Source organism: Butyrivibrio sp. LC3010 (genome assembly GCF_000424385.1).
GTDB lineage: Bacteria > Bacillota > Clostridia > Lachnospirales > Lachnospiraceae > Butyrivibrio.
In genome coordinates this window covers 131066-150143 of sequence record NZ_AUJU01000003.1, presented here as the reverse complement: position 1 = coordinate 150143, position 19078 = coordinate 131066, and the positions used below count along the sequence as shown (strand labels likewise).

Sequence of the window (19078 nt, the reverse complement as noted above, 5' to 3'; positions counted from 1 at the left end):
TTTATGTTAAATGAGGAGAGAGTAATCCTGATGACCAGGATGGCTGCTTACGAGCAGCATGAGGGGAAAAAGAATAACGCTATAAACTCGTACTTTCGCAGCGACTATGTCGGATTCCAGGTACTGAAATCAATCATCAGTGCCACAGTGGTTTATCTGATACTGGTCGCTGCATATGTGATGTATCATTTTTCTGATGTTTTGCAGGATGTATATAGTACTGACATTGCTGCTACCGCCAGAAAATATCTGCTTTATTACATTGTGCTTGTAGCCGTATATTCAGTGATTTCATACATCATTTATTCTATTCGCTATGGGAAAATGCGGAAAAATATGAGAGCATATTACTCCTGCCTGAAGAGACTTGGCAGAATGTACGAAAAGGAATAGGAAAATGACTTCTTTACTTGAACTACGGGAATATATTAAAAATTTTTATACAAAATACGAGCTTTATATCACATATTTGTGGAAGTTTCTGTTATCACTTATAGCGTTTACAATGATTGGCAATAAGATCGGATATCAGACGAATCTGACAAAACTACCCATTTTATTAATGGCTGCACTTTTATGCTCGATTATGCCATCCAATTTTATGGTACTGGTTTCTGCCGGATTTATTTTGGCGCATCTTTATAAGCTTTCGATTCAGTGTGCTGTAGTCGGTCTTATTATGTTCCTCTTAATGTTTTTACTTTATTTCAGATTTTCACCGAAGGATACTCTTGCTGTGATGCTGACACCTATGTGCTTCTATCTGAGCATCCCTTATGTGATGCCTATAGCTCTTGGACTTCTTGGATCACCCGCATCCATCATATCAATGGCGTTTGGCGTCATTGTAGCATTTTTTGTGAATTACATTTCTGATAACGCGACAACACTTACCGGAGCAGAGATAGAGGATTCAGCTACACAGTTTCAGAGTATTATTTCTGAGCTTATGAATAACAAACGCATGTGGGTATTTGTTGCAGCTTTTGCAATCACGGTTGCGGTTGTATATTTGATCAGAAGAATGGCTGTTGATCATGCATGGACTATTGCAATCATAGCCGGTGCACTTACAGATATCATCTGCCTGCTTGTTGGAGATATGATGTACACGACACAGCTCTCCTTCATCGGGGTGATTGTTCAGTCAATAATAGCGATTTTATTACTTATGATTTTGCAGTTCTTTGCTTTCAATCTGGACTACACCAGAATAGAAAAGGTTCAGTTTGAGGATGACGAGTATTATTACTACGTAAAGGCAGTACCGAAGGTAACGGTTTCAACACCAGCGCCTAAGGTAAAAAAGATCAGTGGATCTAATGCCGGCAGAGACTACAGAGGCAAAGACAGAGGCGAGTAAATATAAATGCAACAGATCGGATTTTTTCTTGAGAACAATCTGACAAGCCTGCATATGCCGACGGTCAGGGCGCTTGATATAGTGGAGATGCTTATCATAGCGTTTTTGATCTACCATATTCTGGTTTGGGCTAAAACTACAAGACTATGGTCTCTTTTAAAGGGGATCGTAGTTATTGTTGTCTTTATAGTTATTGCAGCAGCTTTCAACATGTCCACTATTTTGTGGATAGTGCAGAATGTATTTGGAATAGCTGTAACAGCTATGGTTGTTATTTTACAGCCGGAGCTTCGTAAAGCCCTGGAGGGAATAGGAAGAAGGAACTTCTTCCATGGATTGTTCAATTTTGCTGAGGCAACTGAAGAAGGAAGATTTTCAGATAAGACAATAAATGAAATCGTAAGAGCCTGCGTTGAGATGGCAAAGGTCAGAACCGGTGCGCTTATTGTTATTGAGCAGTTGTCCTCATTAAGTGAATATGAGAGAACAGGTATTGATATAGATGGAATTGTTACAAGCCAGCTTCTTATCAATATTTTTGAGCATAACACACCACTTCATGATGGCGCGGTCATTATAAGAGGAGACAGGATCACATCAGCTACCTGCTACCTGCCGCTATCTGACAACATGGAGCTTGGAAAAGAACTTGGAACCAGACACCGCGCAGGTGTTGGTGTATCAGAGGTCACTGACTCCCTCACGATAATCGTGTCAGAGGAGACAGGAAAAATTAGCGTCGCATATATGGGAGAACTTGAGAGAGCTCTGGACAGTGAGCGCTTAAGAGAGAGACTCAGACAGATACAGAATAAGACTTCAGAGGATAAGAAGGATAAGAAGAAAAAGAATAAGGGAAATAAAAAAGCGAAAGGGATTGCAAAATGAAAAAGTTTAATTTTACTGCAAACCTGGGGCTGAAGATTGCTTCGCTTTTTTTTGCCGCACTTCTTTGGTTCCTGGTAACAAATATAAGTGATCCTGTCGATTCGGTGAGATTCAGCAATGTGCAGGTCACTTTGAGAAATTCAAACAGTATTACAGATAACAATCAGGTGTATCAGGTTTTGGAGGATAGTGATGTACTGTCAACCGTTACCGTGTATGCTCCAAGATCAATAGTCGATTCACTCAGCAGAGAGAATATAGTTGCTTACGCAGATCTTGAGAATACCACAAATATTGACGGCACCTATTATGTTGCTATTCAGCTTGATACAAACAAATACAGAAATCAGATACAGAGTCTGAGCGGAAGTATAGATGCTGTAAAGCTCAGTATCGAGGACAGAGCATCCAAGACTCTTGCTATTTCTGCCACAACATCCGGCAGCTTGACGGAAGGGTATATAATAGGGGATGTCATTACTGATCAGAACCAGATAAGAATTACTGGTGCAAAATCTGTGGTTGAAAGTGTCAAGGACGCATCAGTTAATGTAGAAGTCACAGGCTATACAACCAACATCGGAACCAATGCTGAGATACATCTCTATGATGAGGATGGCAATGAAGTATCAAGAGATAACTTAAAGCTCAGCAGTTCATCGGTTGGAGTCAGTGTTACGATCCTTGCGACCAAGAGAGTGCCTATAACCTATCAGGTATCAGGCGTTCCTGCCGAAGGATATGTGGCTACCGGAGTTGTTGAGTCAAGTCCGGAGGATGTTCTTCTTGCAGGAAGAATGTCTGTGCTTAACAAGATAGATTCTATCTCAGTAGCAGATGCTTCACTTGATATCACGGGACTCACGGGTAATCTTACAAAGACTATAGACCTGTCAGGATATCTGCCGGGTAATGTGTCCTTTGGAGATCAGGATTTTAATGGTATCGCAACCGTTGTTGCTTATATTGATAAGAAAATTGATAAGACACTCAGTGTTCCCTTTGACCAGATAGAGATAACGAATGCACCTCAGGGCTATGATGTTATCGTGGCTGATAATTCAGAGACTTTTAATCTTCAGGTCAGCGGACTTGCTGATAAGGTTAATGCCATAGATGCAGGAGATGTGTCAGGAGTTATCGATCTTTCGCAGTTTATAGGTGATGGGGAAGACCTTTCCGGTTATTATAATACAAATATTTCATTGTCATTACCGGGAGGAGTTACCACTGCAGATACTATTGAAGTAACAGTAGAACTTAGAAAAACAGAGTAATTAACTCAAATCCGTTTGTCGTAATTGAAGGTTATTTGACCGTTTACGGTATCGGCATCAGGCCGGTTGTCTATGCTATGGATAAACCGGTGTTAGTAGTAGGAGGAGAAAATGTCTAGATTATTCGGAACTGATGGCGTAAGAGGTGTTGCAAACGATGAACTCACACCGCTTCTTGCCATGCAGCTTGGACAGGCAGGTGCATATGTATTATCAAAGGAGAACAAACACAGACCCACAATAATGGTCGGATGTGACACAAGACTTTCCGGAGATATGCTTGGTGCAGCACTTATGGCAGGAGCGTGTTCAGTAGGAGCAAATGTTGTAAATGTAGGAGTATTACCTACCCCTGCAGTTGCCTATCTTACCAAGAAGTATCGCGTAGATGCCGGAGTAGTTATTTCAGCGTCTCACAATCCCATGGAGTTTAACGGCATCAAGTTTTTTGATGGCAATGGATTTAAGCTTCCTGACGCTCTTGAGGATGAGATTGAAGAACTTATAAAAAATAACCTTGAAGGTGTTAAGATGCCTACAGGTGCAGGAGTCGGAAAGATTAAGAACCGTACTGATGCCAGAGAAGAGTATATCAACCACAATCTTAACTGTGTTGATGTAAGACTGGACGGATTCAAGATTGTAATGGACTGCGCTGAAGGAGCAAGCTCATATACATCAGTTGAAACAATCAGACAGACTGGCGCACAGGTTATTGCGATTCACACCAATCCGGACGGAACAAATATCAATGCCAACTGCGGATCAACTCATATGGAAGAGCTTATGGGCCGTGTAGTTACTGAGAAAGCTGATATAGGACTTGCCTTTGACGGAGATGCTGACAGATTCCTTGCAGTAGACGAAAACGGAAAATTTGTCGATGGCGATGAGATAATGGCTATAATCGGTAAGCACATGAAGGACAACGGGATGCTTAAGGGCGAAACTATCGTTGCCACAGTTATGAGTAACCTCGGATTTTTCAAAATGGGAGAGCGCGAGGGGATCAAGATTGAGAAGACCAAGGTTGGAGACAGATATGTTCTTGAGCGCATGAAGGAGATTGGAGCAAATCTTGGCGGCGAGCAGTCAGGACATATAATCTTCCTTGATGACAACACCACTGGAGATGGACTTCTTTCAGCACTTCATCTTCTCAAGGTTATGAAGGATACCGGTAAAAAGCTTTCAGAGCTTTCACAGGTAATGGAGGTTATGCCTCAGGCACTTTGCAATGCAACTGTACCTACTCATAAAAAGGATCACTTCATGGAGTATCCTGAGATTGCAGCAGCTATTGAGGAGCTTGATAAGAAATTTGCCGGAGACGGTCGTGTTCTTATCAGACCTTCAGGCACAGAGCCGCTGGTAAGAGTAATGATCGAGGGTAAGGATCAGAAGATTATTGATGAAGAAGCAAAGAAACTTGCAGAGCTGATACAGGACGTTATGCTGTAAACAACTGATTTACGGCTTCAATATAGAGGAAATTAATATGATTACACAGAAGGTGACAATTAAGAATCCCACAGGACTGCACCTTAGACCTGCTGGAAATTTATGTAAAGTCGCGATGAATTATAAATCACACATTACATTTATGTACGGAGAGAATTCCGCAAATGCCAAAAGTGTACTTAGTGTTCTTGGTGCATGTATAAAATGCGGAGATGAACTTGAATTTAAATGCGAAGGACCGGATGAAAAGGAAGCAATGGAAGCTTTGATTGCTGCCATAGAGGGTGGTCTTGGTGAATAAAGACTAAAATACGACGGACGGCATTTTTGTCGTCCGTAAGCTTTATATGAAAGCAAAGTATTTAAATGAGATATTTTGACAGGTAGGAACCATCATGATTTGAAAAGGTTCTGGCCTTTAGGGCAGGATTACAAAGTAATCGTGCCTGTGCATAAATATATGAGCGAAGGAAGGAATTGAAATGAAAAAGATTATTGTAACAGGATGTAACGGACAACTTGGAAGAGCAGTTAATATCGAACTTGGAAAGACAGGAGAATATGAGCTTGTTAATACTGATGTTTTTGAGGGTGAAGGAATAACACCTCTTGATATCACCAACGTGGATGCGGTTACAGCTCTTGCAAGAGAAGTTAAGCCATATGCCATAATTAACTGCGCTGCTTATACTGCAGTTGATGCACAGGAGAGCGATGTGGATCTTGCATATAAGATCAATGCCATCGGACCCAGAAACCTGTCAATAGCAGCAACTGATACTGATGCTAAGCTTGTACATATTTCTACAGACTATGTATTTTCCGGAGACGGTAACAGACCCTACACAGAGTTTGACAAGACAGGTCCTGTAAGTAAATACGGAATAACCAAGCTTGCCGGTGAGCAGTTTGTTGAAAAGTTTGCCAGGAACTACTTTACCATCCGTACAGCATGGTTATATGGAGATGGCAAGAACTTCGTTAAGACAATGCTTGGTCTTTCTGAAAAATATGACGAAGTAAGCGTTGTATGCGATCAGCTTGGAACACCTACAAGCACATATGAGCTTGCAAGAGCAATTCACTTCCTTCTTGAGACTGAGAACTATGGACTTTTCCATGGAACCTGTGAAGGCGATACCAACTGGGCAGACTTTACAGAGGAAATTTTCAGATTAGCAGGCAAAAACACAAAGGTTAATCATGTTACAAGTGCTGAGTATTCAGCAAAGAATCCTCAGGCTGCACCGAGACCGGCATATTCAATTCTTGAGAATTATATGTTTAAGCTTACATCTGATTTCATGTTTGCAGACTGGCATGATGCTATCGAAAGATATTTAAAAGACCTTCTTGCATAAGGAAAAAATTCTAATATGCTGGCGGTTATCTTTAATTGGATATACGTAATAATAACTACATACATAACAGGTTTTGCAGTGCTTACAGGTATTTCGAAGATTGCCTGTATGTACACTGAAAAAGGAAAGAAAAAGATTGTATATAACTATAAGTATAATGAGAGCTTTTTGGTAGCAGGTATACTTATAGTTAATGTCTATGCAGAGATATTCAGTCTTTTTGGCAAGGTGTCTTTGGCAGCCAACGCTATACTTATTCTGGCATGTGTCTTCTTGTATTACACATATAGAGAGGAGATTAATTCCAGGATTATCGACGGGGCTGCCAAAATAATAACCTCAAAAAGTATCCATTTGTATCTGATTATTTTCCTTGTAATGGCATATGGTACGTCACACGGGTTGATGCATTATGACACAGACCTTTATCATGCCCAGTCAATAAGATGGATAGAGGAATTTGGCGTCATAAAGGGGCTTGGAAATATCCATGTGAGGCTTGGGTATAACAGCGCATCCTTTGCACTTTCGGCTCTTTACAGCGGAGCTTTCATGGGAAAACCCATGCATGCAATGGCGGGGTATTTTGCCCTGCTGCTTGCCTGGCAGTGTGCAGATCTTAAGAACATTGTGAGAAGGGGCCATCCGGTACTTTCTGATTTTGTCAGAGTTATGGCGATCTACTATCTCTTTACTGTTTTCGATGAGATAGTTTCGCCGGCATCAGACTATTTCATGGCTACGATGGTATTTTATATTGTCATTCACTGGCTTGATCTTTTTGCTAACCATGAAAAAGCCTTTTTACCCCATGCTCTTCTTGCAATATTTGCGGTGTATATTACGACCATTAAACTTTCAGCTGCGCCGCTGGTGTTACTGTCAATCTACCCAATAGTCAGAATAATAAGAAAACGCGGGAAAAGCGGAGTAAGGGCGATACTGCTCTGCGTGCTTTTTTGCTTCATAATTGCGGTTCCTTATTTTGTAAGGAATGTGATACTTACAGGATATCTGGTATATCCTTTTCCTCAGGTTGATTTATTCAATGTAAGCTGGAAAATACCTGTAGAAACTGCATTTAATGATGCCCATGAGATAACAGCATACGGAAGAGGATTTACGGATCTTAGTGCATACAGTGAGCCCTTCATTTCATGGTTTCCCAGATGGGTGTCCGATCTTTCGGCGTTTAATAAGCTTATGTTCGCCCTTGATCTTATCAGTTTTCCTGTTTATATCGGATGTATCATTTATTATTTTGTTACTGAAAACAATGAGAGCAAAATGAAGGCCGATGGCGGAAACTTCAAGATGGAGAAGGTATTCCATTTATCCAACAGGCGAATGGTAACCGGTCTGGACTTTTTGTTCATTGAGGGTATTACATTTATTTCACTTGCATATTTTATTTTTACTGCACCCCTTGTAAGGTATGGCGGTGTTTATTTATGGCTTCCCGGAATGATCCTTCTTGGAAGATTTCTCATACTTCTGGACAGCAGACTCGGAAGTGATGCAGATGGCTATGCCTACAGAGTGATAGTGGCAATATTTGCCTTCTTCATGATATTTAAATGCGCGGTACTTGTAAGGGATGACATTCCGAGATTCAGAACAGGGTATCTGGTTGAACAGCAGGAATACAATAGGTATGACCTGCAGGAAAAAACAGTTGGGGATAAGGTGTTCTATTATCCTTCAGAGGGCGACAGGACCGGATATGATCCGTTCCCCTCAGTGCCGAATCCCGACAATATCGTCCTGGCTGGAGATAGGATAAAGGACGGCTTTCTCCCGCCCAAGTCCTGAACTTTAAAAAATGCGCAAAATGGAGTAAAATTAAGAATTGTAGTTTGATTTTGATTGGAGATAAACATAATGGAAAAGAACGCAAAAATATATGTTGCAGGACACAGAGGAATGGTTGGTTCTGCTATTGTCAGAGAGCTCGAAAAACAGGGCTATACAAATATTATTACCAGAACTCATAAGGAACTGGATCTCACTAGACAGGATGCAGTTGAAGAGTTCTTTGCAAAAGAGAAGCCTGAATACGTATTTCTTGCAGCTGCAAAAGTTGGAGGAATTGAAGCAAACCAGAGCGCTCTTGCGGACTTTATGTATGAGAATATGATACTTGAGATGAACGTTATTCACTCTGCCTGGAAGAATGGTTGTAAGAAGCTTGAGTTTTTGGGATCATCCTGCATATATCCCAGAATGGCACCTCAGCCCATGAAGGAGAGCTGCCTTCTTACCAGCGAACTCGAGAAGACCAATGAAGCATACGCTCTTGCGAAAATCTCAGGTCTTAAATATTGTGAATTTTTGAATAAGCAATACGGAACAGATTATATTTCAGTTATGCCTACTAATCTGTATGGACCAAATGATAATTATCATCCGACACACTCTCATGTACTTCCTGCTATGCTCAGAAGATTCCATGAGGCTAAAGAGGCAGGTATTTCAAAGGTTACCTGCTGGGGAGACGGATCACCTCTTCGTGAATTCCTTTATGTGGATGACCTTGCCAATCTGTGTGTATTCTTAATGAATAATTACAGCGGTGATGAGACAGTTAATGCAGGAACAGGTAAGGAACTTACAATAAAGGAGCTTGCTGAGACCATAGCAAGGGTTGTGGGCTACGAAGGTGAGATCGAATGGGATGCTACAAAACCCAACGGAACCCCTAGAAAGCTACTTGATGTATCAAAGGCTGCAGGGCTTGGATGGACTTACAAGACAGAGCTTGAAGATGGAATAAGACTTGCATATGAAGACTTTTTGAACAACCCCATGAGAGCGGAGAGATAAAATGAAACTGATCAGTATAATCGTTCCTTGTTATAATGAAGAGGAGAACATAAAGGATTTCTACGACGAGTTAATGAAGACTGAGGGCTTTTTCAAGGAGCACGACGTCCAGTTTGAAATCATATATGTAAATGACGGATCTAAGGATGGAACTGTATCAGAAGTAAAGAAGCTCCATGAGACTGATGAGAGAGTTCACCTTATCAATTTTTCAAGAAATTTTGGGAAAGAAGCCGCTATTTATGCCGGACTTCAGAAGTCCAAGGGTGATTATGTGGTTATGCTTGACTGTGATCTTCAGGATCCACCGGCGATGCTTCCTGAAATGTACGGCTACATTGTAAATGAAGGTTATGATTCAGTTGCCACCAGAAGGGTGACAAGAAAGGGAGAGCCTCCGATAAGATCCTTCTTTGCCAGAAGATTCTACAGTCTTATAAACAGGATGTCCAAGACCGAGATTGTGGACGGAGCAAGGGATTACAGACTTATGACCAGACAGTTTGTGGATGCCATCTTGTCCATGGAGGAGTATAACCGCTTCTCGAAAGGAATTTTTGGCTGGGTAGGTTTTTCAACAAAATGGCTTGAGTTTGAGAATATCGAGAGGAAAAAGGGAGAGACAAAGTGGTCCTTCTGGAAACTGTTCTTATATGCTCTTGACGGCATAATGGCTTTTTCTACCGTACCGCTTGCATTTTCATCCATACTGGGAGTAGTATTCTGCTTTTTGGCACTTGTTCTTATAATAGTTACAATAGTAAGAAAGGTAGCTTTTGGAGATCCCACAAGCGGATGGCCGTCTCTTGTATGCATTATTTCACTTATCAGCGGTGTTCAGCTGTTTTGTCTTGGAATTGTGGGACAGTACCTGAGTAAGACATATCTGGAAGTGAAGAGAAGACCGATTTATATTGTTAAGGAAGAGCTTTAATGGGAAAAGATCGAAGCCTTGGGAATCGTGTAAGTATTGTAGTACCGGTGTACAATGCTGCAGATTATATCCTCCAGACAATAGAAATGGTTCAGCGTCAGACCTATGAGAATTTTGAGCTCATACTGGTGGATGATGCTTCAACTGATAATAGTGTAGAATTGATACAGGGAGTCATCAAAAATGGTGACGACAGAATCAAACTCATTCCAAAGACTGTAAACGGCGGTGCCGCCAAGGCCCGCAACACCGGAATTACAGCAGCTACCGGGAGGTATATTGCCTTTCTTGATGCTGATGATATCTGGAATGAGAGAAAGCTTGAAAAACAGATTGAATTTATAAGGAGCAGGGGAGCAGCATTTATATTTTCTGCTTACGAATTCGGAGATGAGAATGCCAACCCCACCGGTAAGATTGTTCATGTACCGGAGACCCTGACCTTCAGGGAGGCTCTTTCAAGAACTATCATTTTCACTACAACGGTAATGATAGATACAGATAAACTCTCCAAAGATAAGATATACATGCCGGAGATTGCCAGTGAAGATACGGCAACCTGGTGGACTATCCTTAAAGGGGGAGTTACTGCGTACGGACTCGATGAGGTTCTCGCAATCTACAGAAGACCCGCGAAATCACTCTCATCAAACAAACTGGTTGCGCTAAAAAGAATTTGGGGGCTATATAGAAAAATAGCAGGTCTTTCTGTCGCAGCGAGTCTGTATTATTTTGTGGGATGGGCAATAAAAGCGACAGCTCGAAGATTATAAGGGAAATTGTATGAAACAGGTTGAGTCTATTAAAAGAGTTTTTATATTATGTCTTGGATTTATTGGACTTTTGATCCAGACTGCGGTTTATGGTTTCTTTTGGTTCAAGGTTTATTATCCTCTGGTATCCGCACCCAGAATAAGCGTTGACGGATACATGCTTGGTAACGGTCTGAAGCTGTATTTCAGAGGACATTTACTTGTACTTGCCATTTACTTCGTATTGATGCTCTTTTTCTCTAATACTTACGGCGGACTGAAGATAGGATATCTTAAATCCATGGATATATTCCTTTCACAGATATTCGCCCTTTTCATGGTAAATGTTATCTCATATTTTCAAATATCACTGATGAGGAACTGGATGGTTCCGGTAATTCCCATGCTTGAAGTGTTCGCCATTCAGATGGTGATATCCTTCCTGTGGGCAGTGTGTACCAACTGGCTATACCGGGCTATATTCCCCGCAAGGCAGATGCTGCTTATAAGCGGAGAGTATCCGGTGGATGACATTCTAAGAAAATTCAATTCCAGACAGGACAAATATAATATTGTAAAATGCCTGAACATCAAAGAGGGGCTTGCAACTATTGAGAGAGAATGCCTTGAGCGCTATGATGCGGTTGTTCTCTGGGATATTCCCACTATGGAGAGGAACAAGCTCTTAAAGTTTTTGTACTCTAACTCAATAAGAGTTTACATGATGCCCAAGATTACTGATGTTCTGGTTAAGGGCGCAACGCAGCTTCATATTTTCGACACACCGGTACTGCTTCTTAGAGAGTATTACCTCAAGGTGGAGGAGCGCGCTGTCAAGAGAATTGTGGATATAGTATGTTCACTTATACTGATAATTCTTTCCTCACCTGTCATGCTGATAACAGCTATCATCATTAAGCTCTATGATGGTGGTCCGGTGCTTTATAAGCAGATCAGATGCACGGTGAATCAGAAAGAATTTAAGATAATGAAATTCAGAAGCATGAGGGTGGATGCTGAAAAGGACGGAGTTGCAAGACTCGCAACCAAGAACGATTCAAGAATAACACCTATAGGAAAGTTTATCAGAGCCTGCAGGATTGATGAGCTTCCGCAGCTTTTCAATATACTTAAGGGAGAGATGTCCTTTATAGGACCAAGACCTGAGCGCCCCGAGATTATAGCGCAGTATATGGAGAGTATGCCTGAGTTTGCATTCAGAATGAAGGTCAAGGCAGGATTGGCAGGATATGCGCAGGTTTATGGTAAATACAATACCACACCTTATGATAAGTTAAAGCTGGATCTTGCCTATATAGAAAACTACTCGGTGTGGCTTGATTTCAAGCTTATGCTTCTGACACTTAAGATATTATTTACACCTGATGCAACAGAAGGTGTTGATGAGACGCAGATTACGGCGCTTAAGGATTCCAGTGACAAATAACGAGGACAAAATGGCTTCAAAACGGGAAAATTACGATAACGAAATACTTAATCTCAAAGCTTTTTATCTTGTTTTATTAAAGAAAATATGGATACTTCCTCTGTCGGCACTTATCGGAGCTGTGATAGCGGGAGTTATCTACTTTCTTGCCACGGTTGTTTATGCGCCTGCAAGGAATTATGTTACGGAATCAACCCTTTATATTTATTTTGCCTATGATGAGAACAAGGGAACAGAGGTGGATTTTTACAATGCCTACACCTGGAACCTTCTTGTGAAGGCTGAGGACCAGAACCTCCCTGTGAAAGTGGAGGGGAATATCCTTGACCTGATAATGGAGAATCTTGAGAAAAACGGGTACAGGGAAGGTATTGACATTACAAGGGATGAAGTTATCGCCTCCGTGAATGCTGATATTCCATCAGATGTCAGGGTAATGATATTTACTGTTAAAAACCCCGATAAGGAACTTTCCGCAGCCATTGCAGATGCTGCTAATGAAGCTCTTGTAAGCTATGGAAAGATCAATGAAGCCTTTACGCAGATAAAGCTTCTGGGAAAGAGCGACACAAAGCTTGAGATAGTATCTGACAGAATGGGAGTTGCTGCTATATTTGGAGCGGTCTTAGGACTGATACTTTCAATATTGTCACTTATTTTCCTTAGCCTTGTGGATGAGCGTGTCTATGTTCCTGAGGATATCCAGCGAAGATACAGAATTCCGGTTCTTGGTGTTATCAGTGGAAAAGGACAGACAGAGCCATCCTTTTACAGGAATGAGATGATCATGATGTTCAGGGAAAAGCTAAAAGGAGCATCAAAGGTCTGTGTTATAAGCTCTGATGATAAGACTGGGGAAGACAAAGCAAAAAATGCAATTTCAAGAATGGAGGAAGTCATTGGTGATACTCTTATGAAGGATATGCCAGCGCTGATCTCAATGCCTCTTCCGGGAAATGATAATGAGTCACTGCAAAAGCTCTCCCAGGTTGACGGGGCTATAATAGCCATAGGAATGGGCAGGCAGAATGGTGCCATGACAGAGCATCTTATTTCCCTCCTTAAAAAGCTGGATTGCAGGATTTATGGTATCGTCATGACAGATGCCGATATGAAGTTATTAAATAGATATCTGGGGCTGTGATATGTCGAGAATTGAGCTTCTGGTGTCCGGAGTTAAGCAGAACACGGACGAATTACCAATAAAAATGAATATTCAGTCCGATGCGGTCATTGTCAATCAATGTGATGAGGACAGGACTGTCCGGGTTGAATATAAAGATAAAAGCGGAAGAGAAAATACCATAAGGATATTTGACAGAAACGAGCGTGGTGTAGGGGTATCAAGAAATCTTGCTCTTGATAATACGGATCATGAACTATTGCAGTTTACTGATGAGGACATTGTTCTCGATGATGGCTATACGGAAAAAGTTGAGAAGGAATTTGACTCCCATGCCGAGGCGGATATGCTTTTATTTAACGTCAAGGCAGCTCCCGGAAGAGAGACCTACCACAATACAGATTTTGCAAGAGTTACCTGGAAGAATTACGGAAGATATCCTGCATATGCAATAGTTGCAAGGACAGATAAGATAAAGGCAGCCGGGGTAAGGTTTTCCACTCTTTTTGGAGGCGGAGCAAAATACAGTAATGGAGAAGATTCACTTTTTTTGCATGACTGCTTAAAGAAAGGAATAAGGATCTATAGAACAGATGTCAGTATCGGACACGAGGTTTCTGAGAGACCATCAACCTGGTTTAAGGGGTTTAATGACAAATTCTTCTTTGACAGAGGTGTGTTATATCATTTTCTCTATGGCAGACTAGCAGGGCTTATGAGCCTTAGATTTATTATAGTGAAAAGAAAAGAGATGTGCAGGGAAAAGCCGCCATTAGAGTGTTACAGGCTTATGCTTAAAGGAATTAAGCAGGGTAAGGTTGAAGATTGAGGCCACAATACAATTGCTTACAGATGAGGAATTTAGATGCTGGTATATTTAACACTCACGCTGGTAACACTGGCGATAGCCTATTCTATCAACATGAGGAATAATGCTACAGTGCCTGAGGTTACAAAGGAGTACAATTTCATATATCGGGGAATAAGCAGAGGACAGGCAAGGAAGGCAGCAGGACTCTTTTCCTTATTTGTACTTCTCACAGGAGTTTCTGCACTCAGGCTGAATGTGGGGAATGACTACAGTAAATATGTGGAGTTCATGCACCGAACCTTTAGCGGAGCAGTGGTTCCCACGGAAGCGGGATTTAACTATCTTACAAAGATAATTTATACATTATCGGGATTTGAGAATTATGTAGGAGTATTTGCTGTATTTGCGGCAGCGACAGTTTTCTTCTTCCTTGCTGCAATAAGCAGACAGGCGGAGGACTTTTTTTTATCTTTTATGATGTTCATGCTGCTGGGCTACTATTTTCAGTCTATCAGCACGGTCAGATACTACCTGGCACTTGCTATTGCGCTTTACTCAATCGATCTTTGCATAAAAAAAGACTGGCCGGGATTTGTTCTGCTTATATTGTGCGGCAGCCTTTTTCATAAATCACTGCTGGTGGTTTTAGTGCTATATCCTCTTGCCGCCATGAAATGGAAGAGATGGATGTACTGCGTGCTGGCACTTTTATCTGTATCATGTATCTTCTTAAATGATATATATTTGAAAATAGCGATAAAGCTTTATCCATCCTACGAGGGAACAGAGTACCTACAGGGCGGAACAAGCAGAATCAGTATACTCAGATGTGCAGGGGTGCTGATACTTGCTGCAATCATTCTTGGGAGGGATATAATAAAGGATAGAAGGATGAGCTTCTACTTTTATGCAAATCTGGGGGCACTGATACTATATGTGTTCTGCGCATTCCTTCCAACTGTATCAAGAATTGCGTATTATTACAGCGTGACTCAGATTTTATATGTACCTGCACTTATAAACAAAGTGATAAACTCAAGGGATGATAAAAGCTACAGGCTGGGGAAAACCCTTTATATTTTGACTATAGCCGGATGTGCGCTGTACTTTGTCGTGTATATGAAAAGAGGCAGTGCCGATGGAGTAAGGATTCTTCCCTATGAAACATTTTTGTTCCATGAACTTCCTGCTACGTTATCAGAAAGAGGATTTGGCTGACGAGGTATGATATGAAAAGACCTTTTTTTACAATTATAGTTGTTTCGTATAATGCAGGGGACGACCTGATAAAGACCCTGGAAAGCATTAAAATGCAGACCTTTAAGGATGTTGCAATCATCATAAAGGACGGAGGCTCCACAGACGGTTCTCTTGAGAGAGCCGCAAAATGCCTTGGAATAGACAAGGAGCCTTTGGACAATGGAAAGAATGATAATTCTTTAAAGAATACTGTCGAGGGTAGACGCCGCATAAGTGCCGGCAAAATTAACACCAATGGTTCTTACGATATCAGATACAGAGATGGAAGAATAAGAATCATAAGGAGTAAAGACCACGGAATATACGATGCCATGAATATGGCAGTTGACGCCATGAGAAATGAAAAGGGGCGCAGTGTATCGGATACGGCACCGGGGTATGTCTATTTTCTGAACTGCGGTGATGTGTTCTCCAGTAATCAGGTTCTGAAAAAGGTTCACGAGAAAATTCAGCTTGATGCCAAGAATTCAGGAACGATAGTGCCTACTATTTATTACGGCGATATATATGAGATGAAGACCTCTCAGAGGGTATCATCCAATCCAAAGATAGATGATTTTGCATGTTATAGGAATGTTCCTTCTCACCAGGCGTGTTTTTATGATGAGAGGCTGGTGCTTAGATATGCATTCGATACGGTCTGGAAGGTTAGAGCTGATTACGAGCACTTCCTTCGCTGCTTCTATGTTGAGAAAGCGGAGACCAAGTATATGAACCTTCTGATAGCGGACTACGAGGGAGGCGGATTCTCAGAGACAAGGGAAAACCGCAAGGTTTCTGAGACAGAGAGGCAGCAGATAATACATCTCTACCTTACTAAGAAGCAGATTCAGAGATTTGATACCATAAGAGCTCTTACACTTGCTCCGCTTAGAACGAAAATTGCTGAGAACCCCAAAACTGCAGGGGTATATAATAAGATAAAAAGTCTGATTTACAGACACAGGTAAGAGGGGATAAATGAAAGTTTTGTGGGTTTGTAACATAATGCTGCCGGCATATGCCAAGGCTGTGGGCCTTTCCTGGTCAGAGAGAGAGGGATGGCTTTCCGGCGCTTATGAGAGGATTTCTTCAGGGAAAGGTGAAGGCGGAATAACGCTTGGCGTAGCTTTTCCTGCGGAAGGATTAAATAAAAAGAAAATAAATGGAGTTTTGTTTTACGGATTTTCAGAGAATCTGAATGCTCCTGAAATTTATGACGCCACTATTGAGGAGAGATTCAAGGAGATTTATAAGGATTTTGAGCCGGATATCGTGCATGTTTTCGGAACAGAATTCCCTCATAATCTTGCTGCAATAAAGGCATTTGGAAAACCGGAGAGGACACTTCTGGGGATACAGGGGGTGTGCTCCGAGATTGCAAAGGTCTATATGGCAGGTCTTCCCGATAATGTAATAACGGATACAACCTTCAGAGACAGATATAAAAATGACTCTCTCATGCAGCAAAAGGAGAAATTCGAAAAGCGCGCTGAGAATGAGAATGAAGCCATAAGACTTGCAGGCAATATCACAGGGCGAACGGATTTTGACAGACAGGTCACTGAGAGAATAAATCCCAAGGCAAGGTACTTTAAGATGAACGAGACCATGAGGCCTACGTTTTATAAGAATGCCTGGAGATCTGTAAACACGATTCCCCACAGTATTTTCTTATCGCAGGGTGATTATCCCCTGAAGGGATTCCACTTTGTTCTTGAGGCACTGCCTGAGATCCTAAAGGAGTTTCCTGACACTAAATTATATGTGGCAGGTAACAGCGTAATAGGAAAAATAAAAAGAAAAACAGTAACTATTCCCGATGAACAGAAAAATGCATCAGGGAAAAGCATTTATCCACTGGCTATAAGAATTTCAGCCTATGGTAAATATCTGAAAAGACTTATACGTAGAGGTAAGCTTGGCGGAAAGGTTATAATGCTTGGGAAGCTTTCAGCAGAGCAGATGAAGGAACAGCTACTTAAGTGCAATCTTTTCATATGCCCTTCAATATTGGAGAACTCCCCTAATTCCATGGCGGAAGCAATGCTCCTGGGCGTTCCCACTATTGCCGCAGAAACAGGTGGTATACCAAGCATGCTGGAGAAAAATGTGGATGGATTGTTGTTTGAACCCGGCAATCCGCAGGATCTTGCAAAATGCATAAGACAGATGTTCAGAGAACCTGTAATTGCAGCTGTTTACGGTGATAACGCAAGGAAGCATGCAATGATAACCCATGACGCTTCGGAGAACTATAAGAGACTTATAGAAATATACAGGACAATGATTTCATCAGTTTCTTAAGCCTGAGGAGGAATAATCATAAAGATAACTTTTATATCTAACTTTATAAATCATCATCAGATACCGTTATGTGATGAGTTATATGATGAGCTTTCAGAGGATTTTGCATTTATAGAGTCTCAGCCTATGGATGAGGGCAGAAGACAGATGGGCTGGAATGCTGACACGAAAGCTTTGCCATATGTTTTCAGGATATATGAGGATGAGAAGTCCTGCGGTGATAAGATCAGAGATTGTGACGTTCTGATACTCGGATGGACAGGTCAGGATAAGGACAGCCCTTCGGAACGCCTCATAAGGCAAAGACTTGATCAGGGAAAACCTGTGATAAGGGTTAGTGAGAGAATATACCGCGAGGGCAGATGGAAAGCCATATCACCAAGAGGCTTGAAGGCAAAGTTCGAAGAGCACATAAAGTATAGAAACAGTCCTGTCTATATGCTCTGTGCGGGGGCATATGTATCAGGAGATTTTAAGCTTATAGGTGCCTATCCCGGAAAGCTTTTTAAATGGGGATATTTTCCGCCTCTTAAAAGATATAGTGAAGATGAACTTTCGAACATGCTATATAAGGATGGAGAAAAGCTAAGGATATGCTTTGCTGCAAGACTTATAAAGCTTAAGCACCCGGAACTATCATTAGAGGTAGCCGGGTATCTTAAGAAGAAAAATATCGATTTTCATTTGGATATTGTGGGAGACGGCCCACTTTCATCCGGACTTAAGGAGATGATAAAGGATAAGGCTCTCGAAGAATATGTAACCATGCATGGCGCAGTACCTCCTGAGAAAGTAAGAGGTATCATGGAAAAAAGCCATCTTTTCATCTTTGCAAGCAATTACCTTGAAGGATGGGGAGCCGTGGTGAATGAAGCCATGAACAGTGCCTGTGCAGTGGTGGCATCCTCTGAAGCGGGAGCAGTACCCTACCTTATAAAGGATGGAGAAAACGGACTTACCTTTGATGATTGTGATAAGGATAAGCTTCTTGGGAAGATAGATGAGCTATTGGAAGAAGCTGATAAAAAGAATGGATCTTATATGGTCAGAGCAGACTACGTAAGAAGCCTTCAGAAAAAAGCCTATTTGGCCATAGCGGATACCTGGAATGCAGGTGTTGCGGCAAAAAGACTTCTTGAATTTAGCGAATGCATTATCAAAAACAAAGATTTTAAAAATCCGGATGATGGACCGTTAAGTAAAGCGCTTGTTTTAAAGGCTCCAGGAATAAGAAGGACTTTAAAAGAGGATAACCATCTTGAATAAGCCGGATTTATATGAATAACCGGAAG

18 protein-coding genes are annotated in these 19078 nt (G+C 41.4%); all 18 read left to right on the top strand.

Translation table 11 applies throughout. The annotated features are described in order from the left end of the window. Positions 1–3: 3 nt before the first annotated feature. Positions 4–393, top strand: a complete 390-nt coding sequence (locus G622_RS0103635; protein WP_026509557.1) for a hypothetical protein — start codon at positions 4–6, stop codon at positions 391–393. Between the two features lie 4 nt (positions 394–397). Beyond that, positions 398–1363 carry a hypothetical protein gene (locus tag G622_RS21505; protein WP_044913822.1) on the top strand — a complete coding sequence of 322 codons (966 nt, stop codon included), beginning with the start codon at positions 398–400 and terminating at the stop codon, positions 1361–1363. Positions 1364–1369: 6 nt separating this feature from the next. Next, positions 1370–2251 (top strand): diadenylate cyclase CdaA, encoded by an 882-nt coding sequence (gene cdaA / locus G622_RS0103625; protein ID WP_026509556.1) that lies wholly within the window; start codon positions 1370–1372, stop codon positions 2249–2251. Then, on the top strand, positions 2248–3528 hold the full coding sequence (locus tag G622_RS0103620; protein WP_026509555.1) for a CdaR family protein: 1281 nt from the start codon (positions 2248–2250) through the stop codon (positions 3526–3528). Before cdaA ends, G622_RS0103620 begins: the two co-directional genes overlap by 4 nt. Positions 3529–3639: 111 nt before the next feature. After that, positions 3640–4989 carry a phosphoglucosamine mutase gene (gene glmM, locus G622_RS0103615; protein ID WP_026509554.1) on the top strand — a complete coding sequence of 450 codons (1350 nt, stop codon included), beginning with the start codon at positions 3640–3642 and terminating at the stop codon, positions 4987–4989. A 37-nt stretch (positions 4990–5026) separates the two neighbouring features. Then, positions 5027–5290, top strand: coding sequence for an HPr family phosphocarrier protein (locus G622_RS0103610; RefSeq protein ID WP_026509553.1), 264 nt, complete (start codon positions 5027–5029; stop codon positions 5288–5290). A gap of 181 nt (positions 5291–5471) precedes the next feature. Continuing rightward, entirely contained in the window at positions 5472–6350 is an 879-nt protein-coding gene (gene rfbD, locus G622_RS0103605) for a dTDP-4-dehydrorhamnose reductase (protein WP_026509552.1), read from the top strand. Positions 6351–6365: 15 nt separating this feature from the next. After that, entirely contained in the window at positions 6366–8162 is a 1797-nt protein-coding gene (locus G622_RS0103600) for an LIC_10190 family membrane protein (protein ID WP_026509551.1), read from the top strand. Positions 8163–8231: 69 nt separating this feature from the next. After that, positions 8232–9173, top strand: coding sequence for a GDP-L-fucose synthase family protein (locus G622_RS0103595; RefSeq protein WP_044957049.1), 942 nt, complete (start codon positions 8232–8234; stop codon positions 9171–9173). A gap of 1 nt (position 9174) precedes the next feature. Further along, positions 9175–10107, top strand: coding sequence for a glycosyltransferase family 2 protein (locus G622_RS0103590; protein ID WP_026509549.1), 933 nt, complete (start codon positions 9175–9177; stop codon positions 10105–10107). After that, on the top strand, positions 10107–10880 hold the full coding sequence (locus G622_RS0103585; RefSeq protein WP_026509548.1) for a glycosyltransferase family 2 protein: 774 nt from the start codon (positions 10107–10109) through the stop codon (positions 10878–10880). Before G622_RS0103590 ends, G622_RS0103585 begins: the two co-directional genes overlap by 1 nt. A gap of 10 nt (positions 10881–10890) precedes the next feature. Further along, complete coding sequence (locus G622_RS0103580) at positions 10891–12306, top strand: sugar transferase (RefSeq protein ID WP_026509547.1); 1416 nt, start codon at positions 10891–10893, stop codon at positions 12304–12306. Positions 12307–12316: 10 nt separating this feature from the next. Beyond that, positions 12317–13450, top strand: a complete 1134-nt coding sequence (locus tag G622_RS0103575) for a hypothetical protein (protein WP_026509546.1) — start codon at positions 12317–12319, stop codon at positions 13448–13450. 1 nt (position 13451) lies between these two features. After that, positions 13452–14258, top strand: a complete 807-nt coding sequence (locus tag G622_RS0103570; protein WP_044957046.1) for a glycosyltransferase family A protein — start codon at positions 13452–13454, stop codon at positions 14256–14258. A 36-nt stretch (positions 14259–14294) separates the two neighbouring features. Beyond that, positions 14295–15458: an EpsG family protein gene (locus G622_RS0103565; protein WP_026509544.1), complete on the top strand. Its 1164-nt coding sequence runs from the start codon at positions 14295–14297 to the stop codon at positions 15456–15458. A gap of 11 nt (positions 15459–15469) precedes the next feature. Beyond that, positions 15470–16450, top strand: coding sequence for a glycosyltransferase (locus G622_RS0103560; RefSeq protein ID WP_026509543.1), 981 nt, complete (start codon positions 15470–15472; stop codon positions 16448–16450). 10 nt (positions 16451–16460) lie between these two features. Continuing rightward, positions 16461–17786, top strand: a complete 1326-nt coding sequence (locus tag G622_RS0103555) for a glycosyltransferase family 4 protein (protein ID WP_026509542.1) — start codon at positions 16461–16463, stop codon at positions 17784–17786. A gap of 126 nt (positions 17787–17912) precedes the next feature. Further along, complete coding sequence (locus G622_RS0103550) at positions 17913–19052, top strand: glycosyltransferase family 4 protein (RefSeq protein WP_049945662.1); 1140 nt, start codon at positions 17913–17915, stop codon at positions 19050–19052. Positions 19053–19078 lie beyond the last annotated feature (26 nt).

Excerpts from the sequence above, each read along its gene's own strand:
- G622_RS0103635 (WP_026509557.1), top strand. The coding sequence starts at position 4 with ATGTTAAATGAGGAGAGAGTAATCCTGATGACCAGGATGGCTGCTTAC.
- G622_RS21505 (WP_044913822.1), top strand. The coding sequence starts at position 398 with ATGACTTCTTTACTTGAACTACGGGAATATATTAAAAATTTTTATACA.
- cdaA (WP_026509556.1), top strand. The coding sequence starts at position 1,370 with ATGCAACAGATCGGATTTTTTCTTGAGAACAATCTGACAAGCCTGCAT.
- G622_RS0103620 (WP_026509555.1), top strand. The coding sequence starts at position 2,248 with ATGAAAAAGTTTAATTTTACTGCAAACCTGGGGCTGAAGATTGCTTCG.
- glmM (WP_026509554.1), top strand. The coding sequence starts at position 3,640 with ATGTCTAGATTATTCGGAACTGATGGCGTAAGAGGTGTTGCAAACGAT.
- G622_RS0103610 (WP_026509553.1), top strand. The coding sequence starts at position 5,027 with ATGATTACACAGAAGGTGACAATTAAGAATCCCACAGGACTGCACCTT.
- rfbD (WP_026509552.1), top strand. The coding sequence starts at position 5,472 with ATGAAAAAGATTATTGTAACAGGATGTAACGGACAACTTGGAAGAGCA.
- G622_RS0103600 (WP_026509551.1), top strand. The coding sequence starts at position 6,366 with ATGCTGGCGGTTATCTTTAATTGGATATACGTAATAATAACTACATAC.
- G622_RS0103595 (WP_044957049.1), top strand. The coding sequence starts at position 8,232 with ATGGAAAAGAACGCAAAAATATATGTTGCAGGACACAGAGGAATGGTT.
- G622_RS0103590 (WP_026509549.1), top strand. The coding sequence starts at position 9,175 with ATGAAACTGATCAGTATAATCGTTCCTTGTTATAATGAAGAGGAGAAC.
- G622_RS0103585 (WP_026509548.1), top strand. The coding sequence starts at position 10,107 with ATGGGAAAAGATCGAAGCCTTGGGAATCGTGTAAGTATTGTAGTACCG.
- G622_RS0103580 (WP_026509547.1), top strand. The coding sequence starts at position 10,891 with ATGAAACAGGTTGAGTCTATTAAAAGAGTTTTTATATTATGTCTTGGA.
- G622_RS0103575 (WP_026509546.1), top strand. The coding sequence starts at position 12,317 with ATGGCTTCAAAACGGGAAAATTACGATAACGAAATACTTAATCTCAAA.
- G622_RS0103570 (WP_044957046.1), top strand. The coding sequence starts at position 13,452 with ATGTCGAGAATTGAGCTTCTGGTGTCCGGAGTTAAGCAGAACACGGAC.
- G622_RS0103565 (WP_026509544.1), top strand. The coding sequence starts at position 14,295 with ATGCTGGTATATTTAACACTCACGCTGGTAACACTGGCGATAGCCTAT.
- G622_RS0103560 (WP_026509543.1), top strand. The coding sequence starts at position 15,470 with ATGAAAAGACCTTTTTTTACAATTATAGTTGTTTCGTATAATGCAGGG.
- G622_RS0103555 (WP_026509542.1), top strand. The coding sequence starts at position 16,461 with ATGAAAGTTTTGTGGGTTTGTAACATAATGCTGCCGGCATATGCCAAG.
- G622_RS0103550 (WP_049945662.1), top strand. The coding sequence starts at position 17,913 with ATGGATGAGGGCAGAAGACAGATGGGCTGGAATGCTGACACGAAAGCT.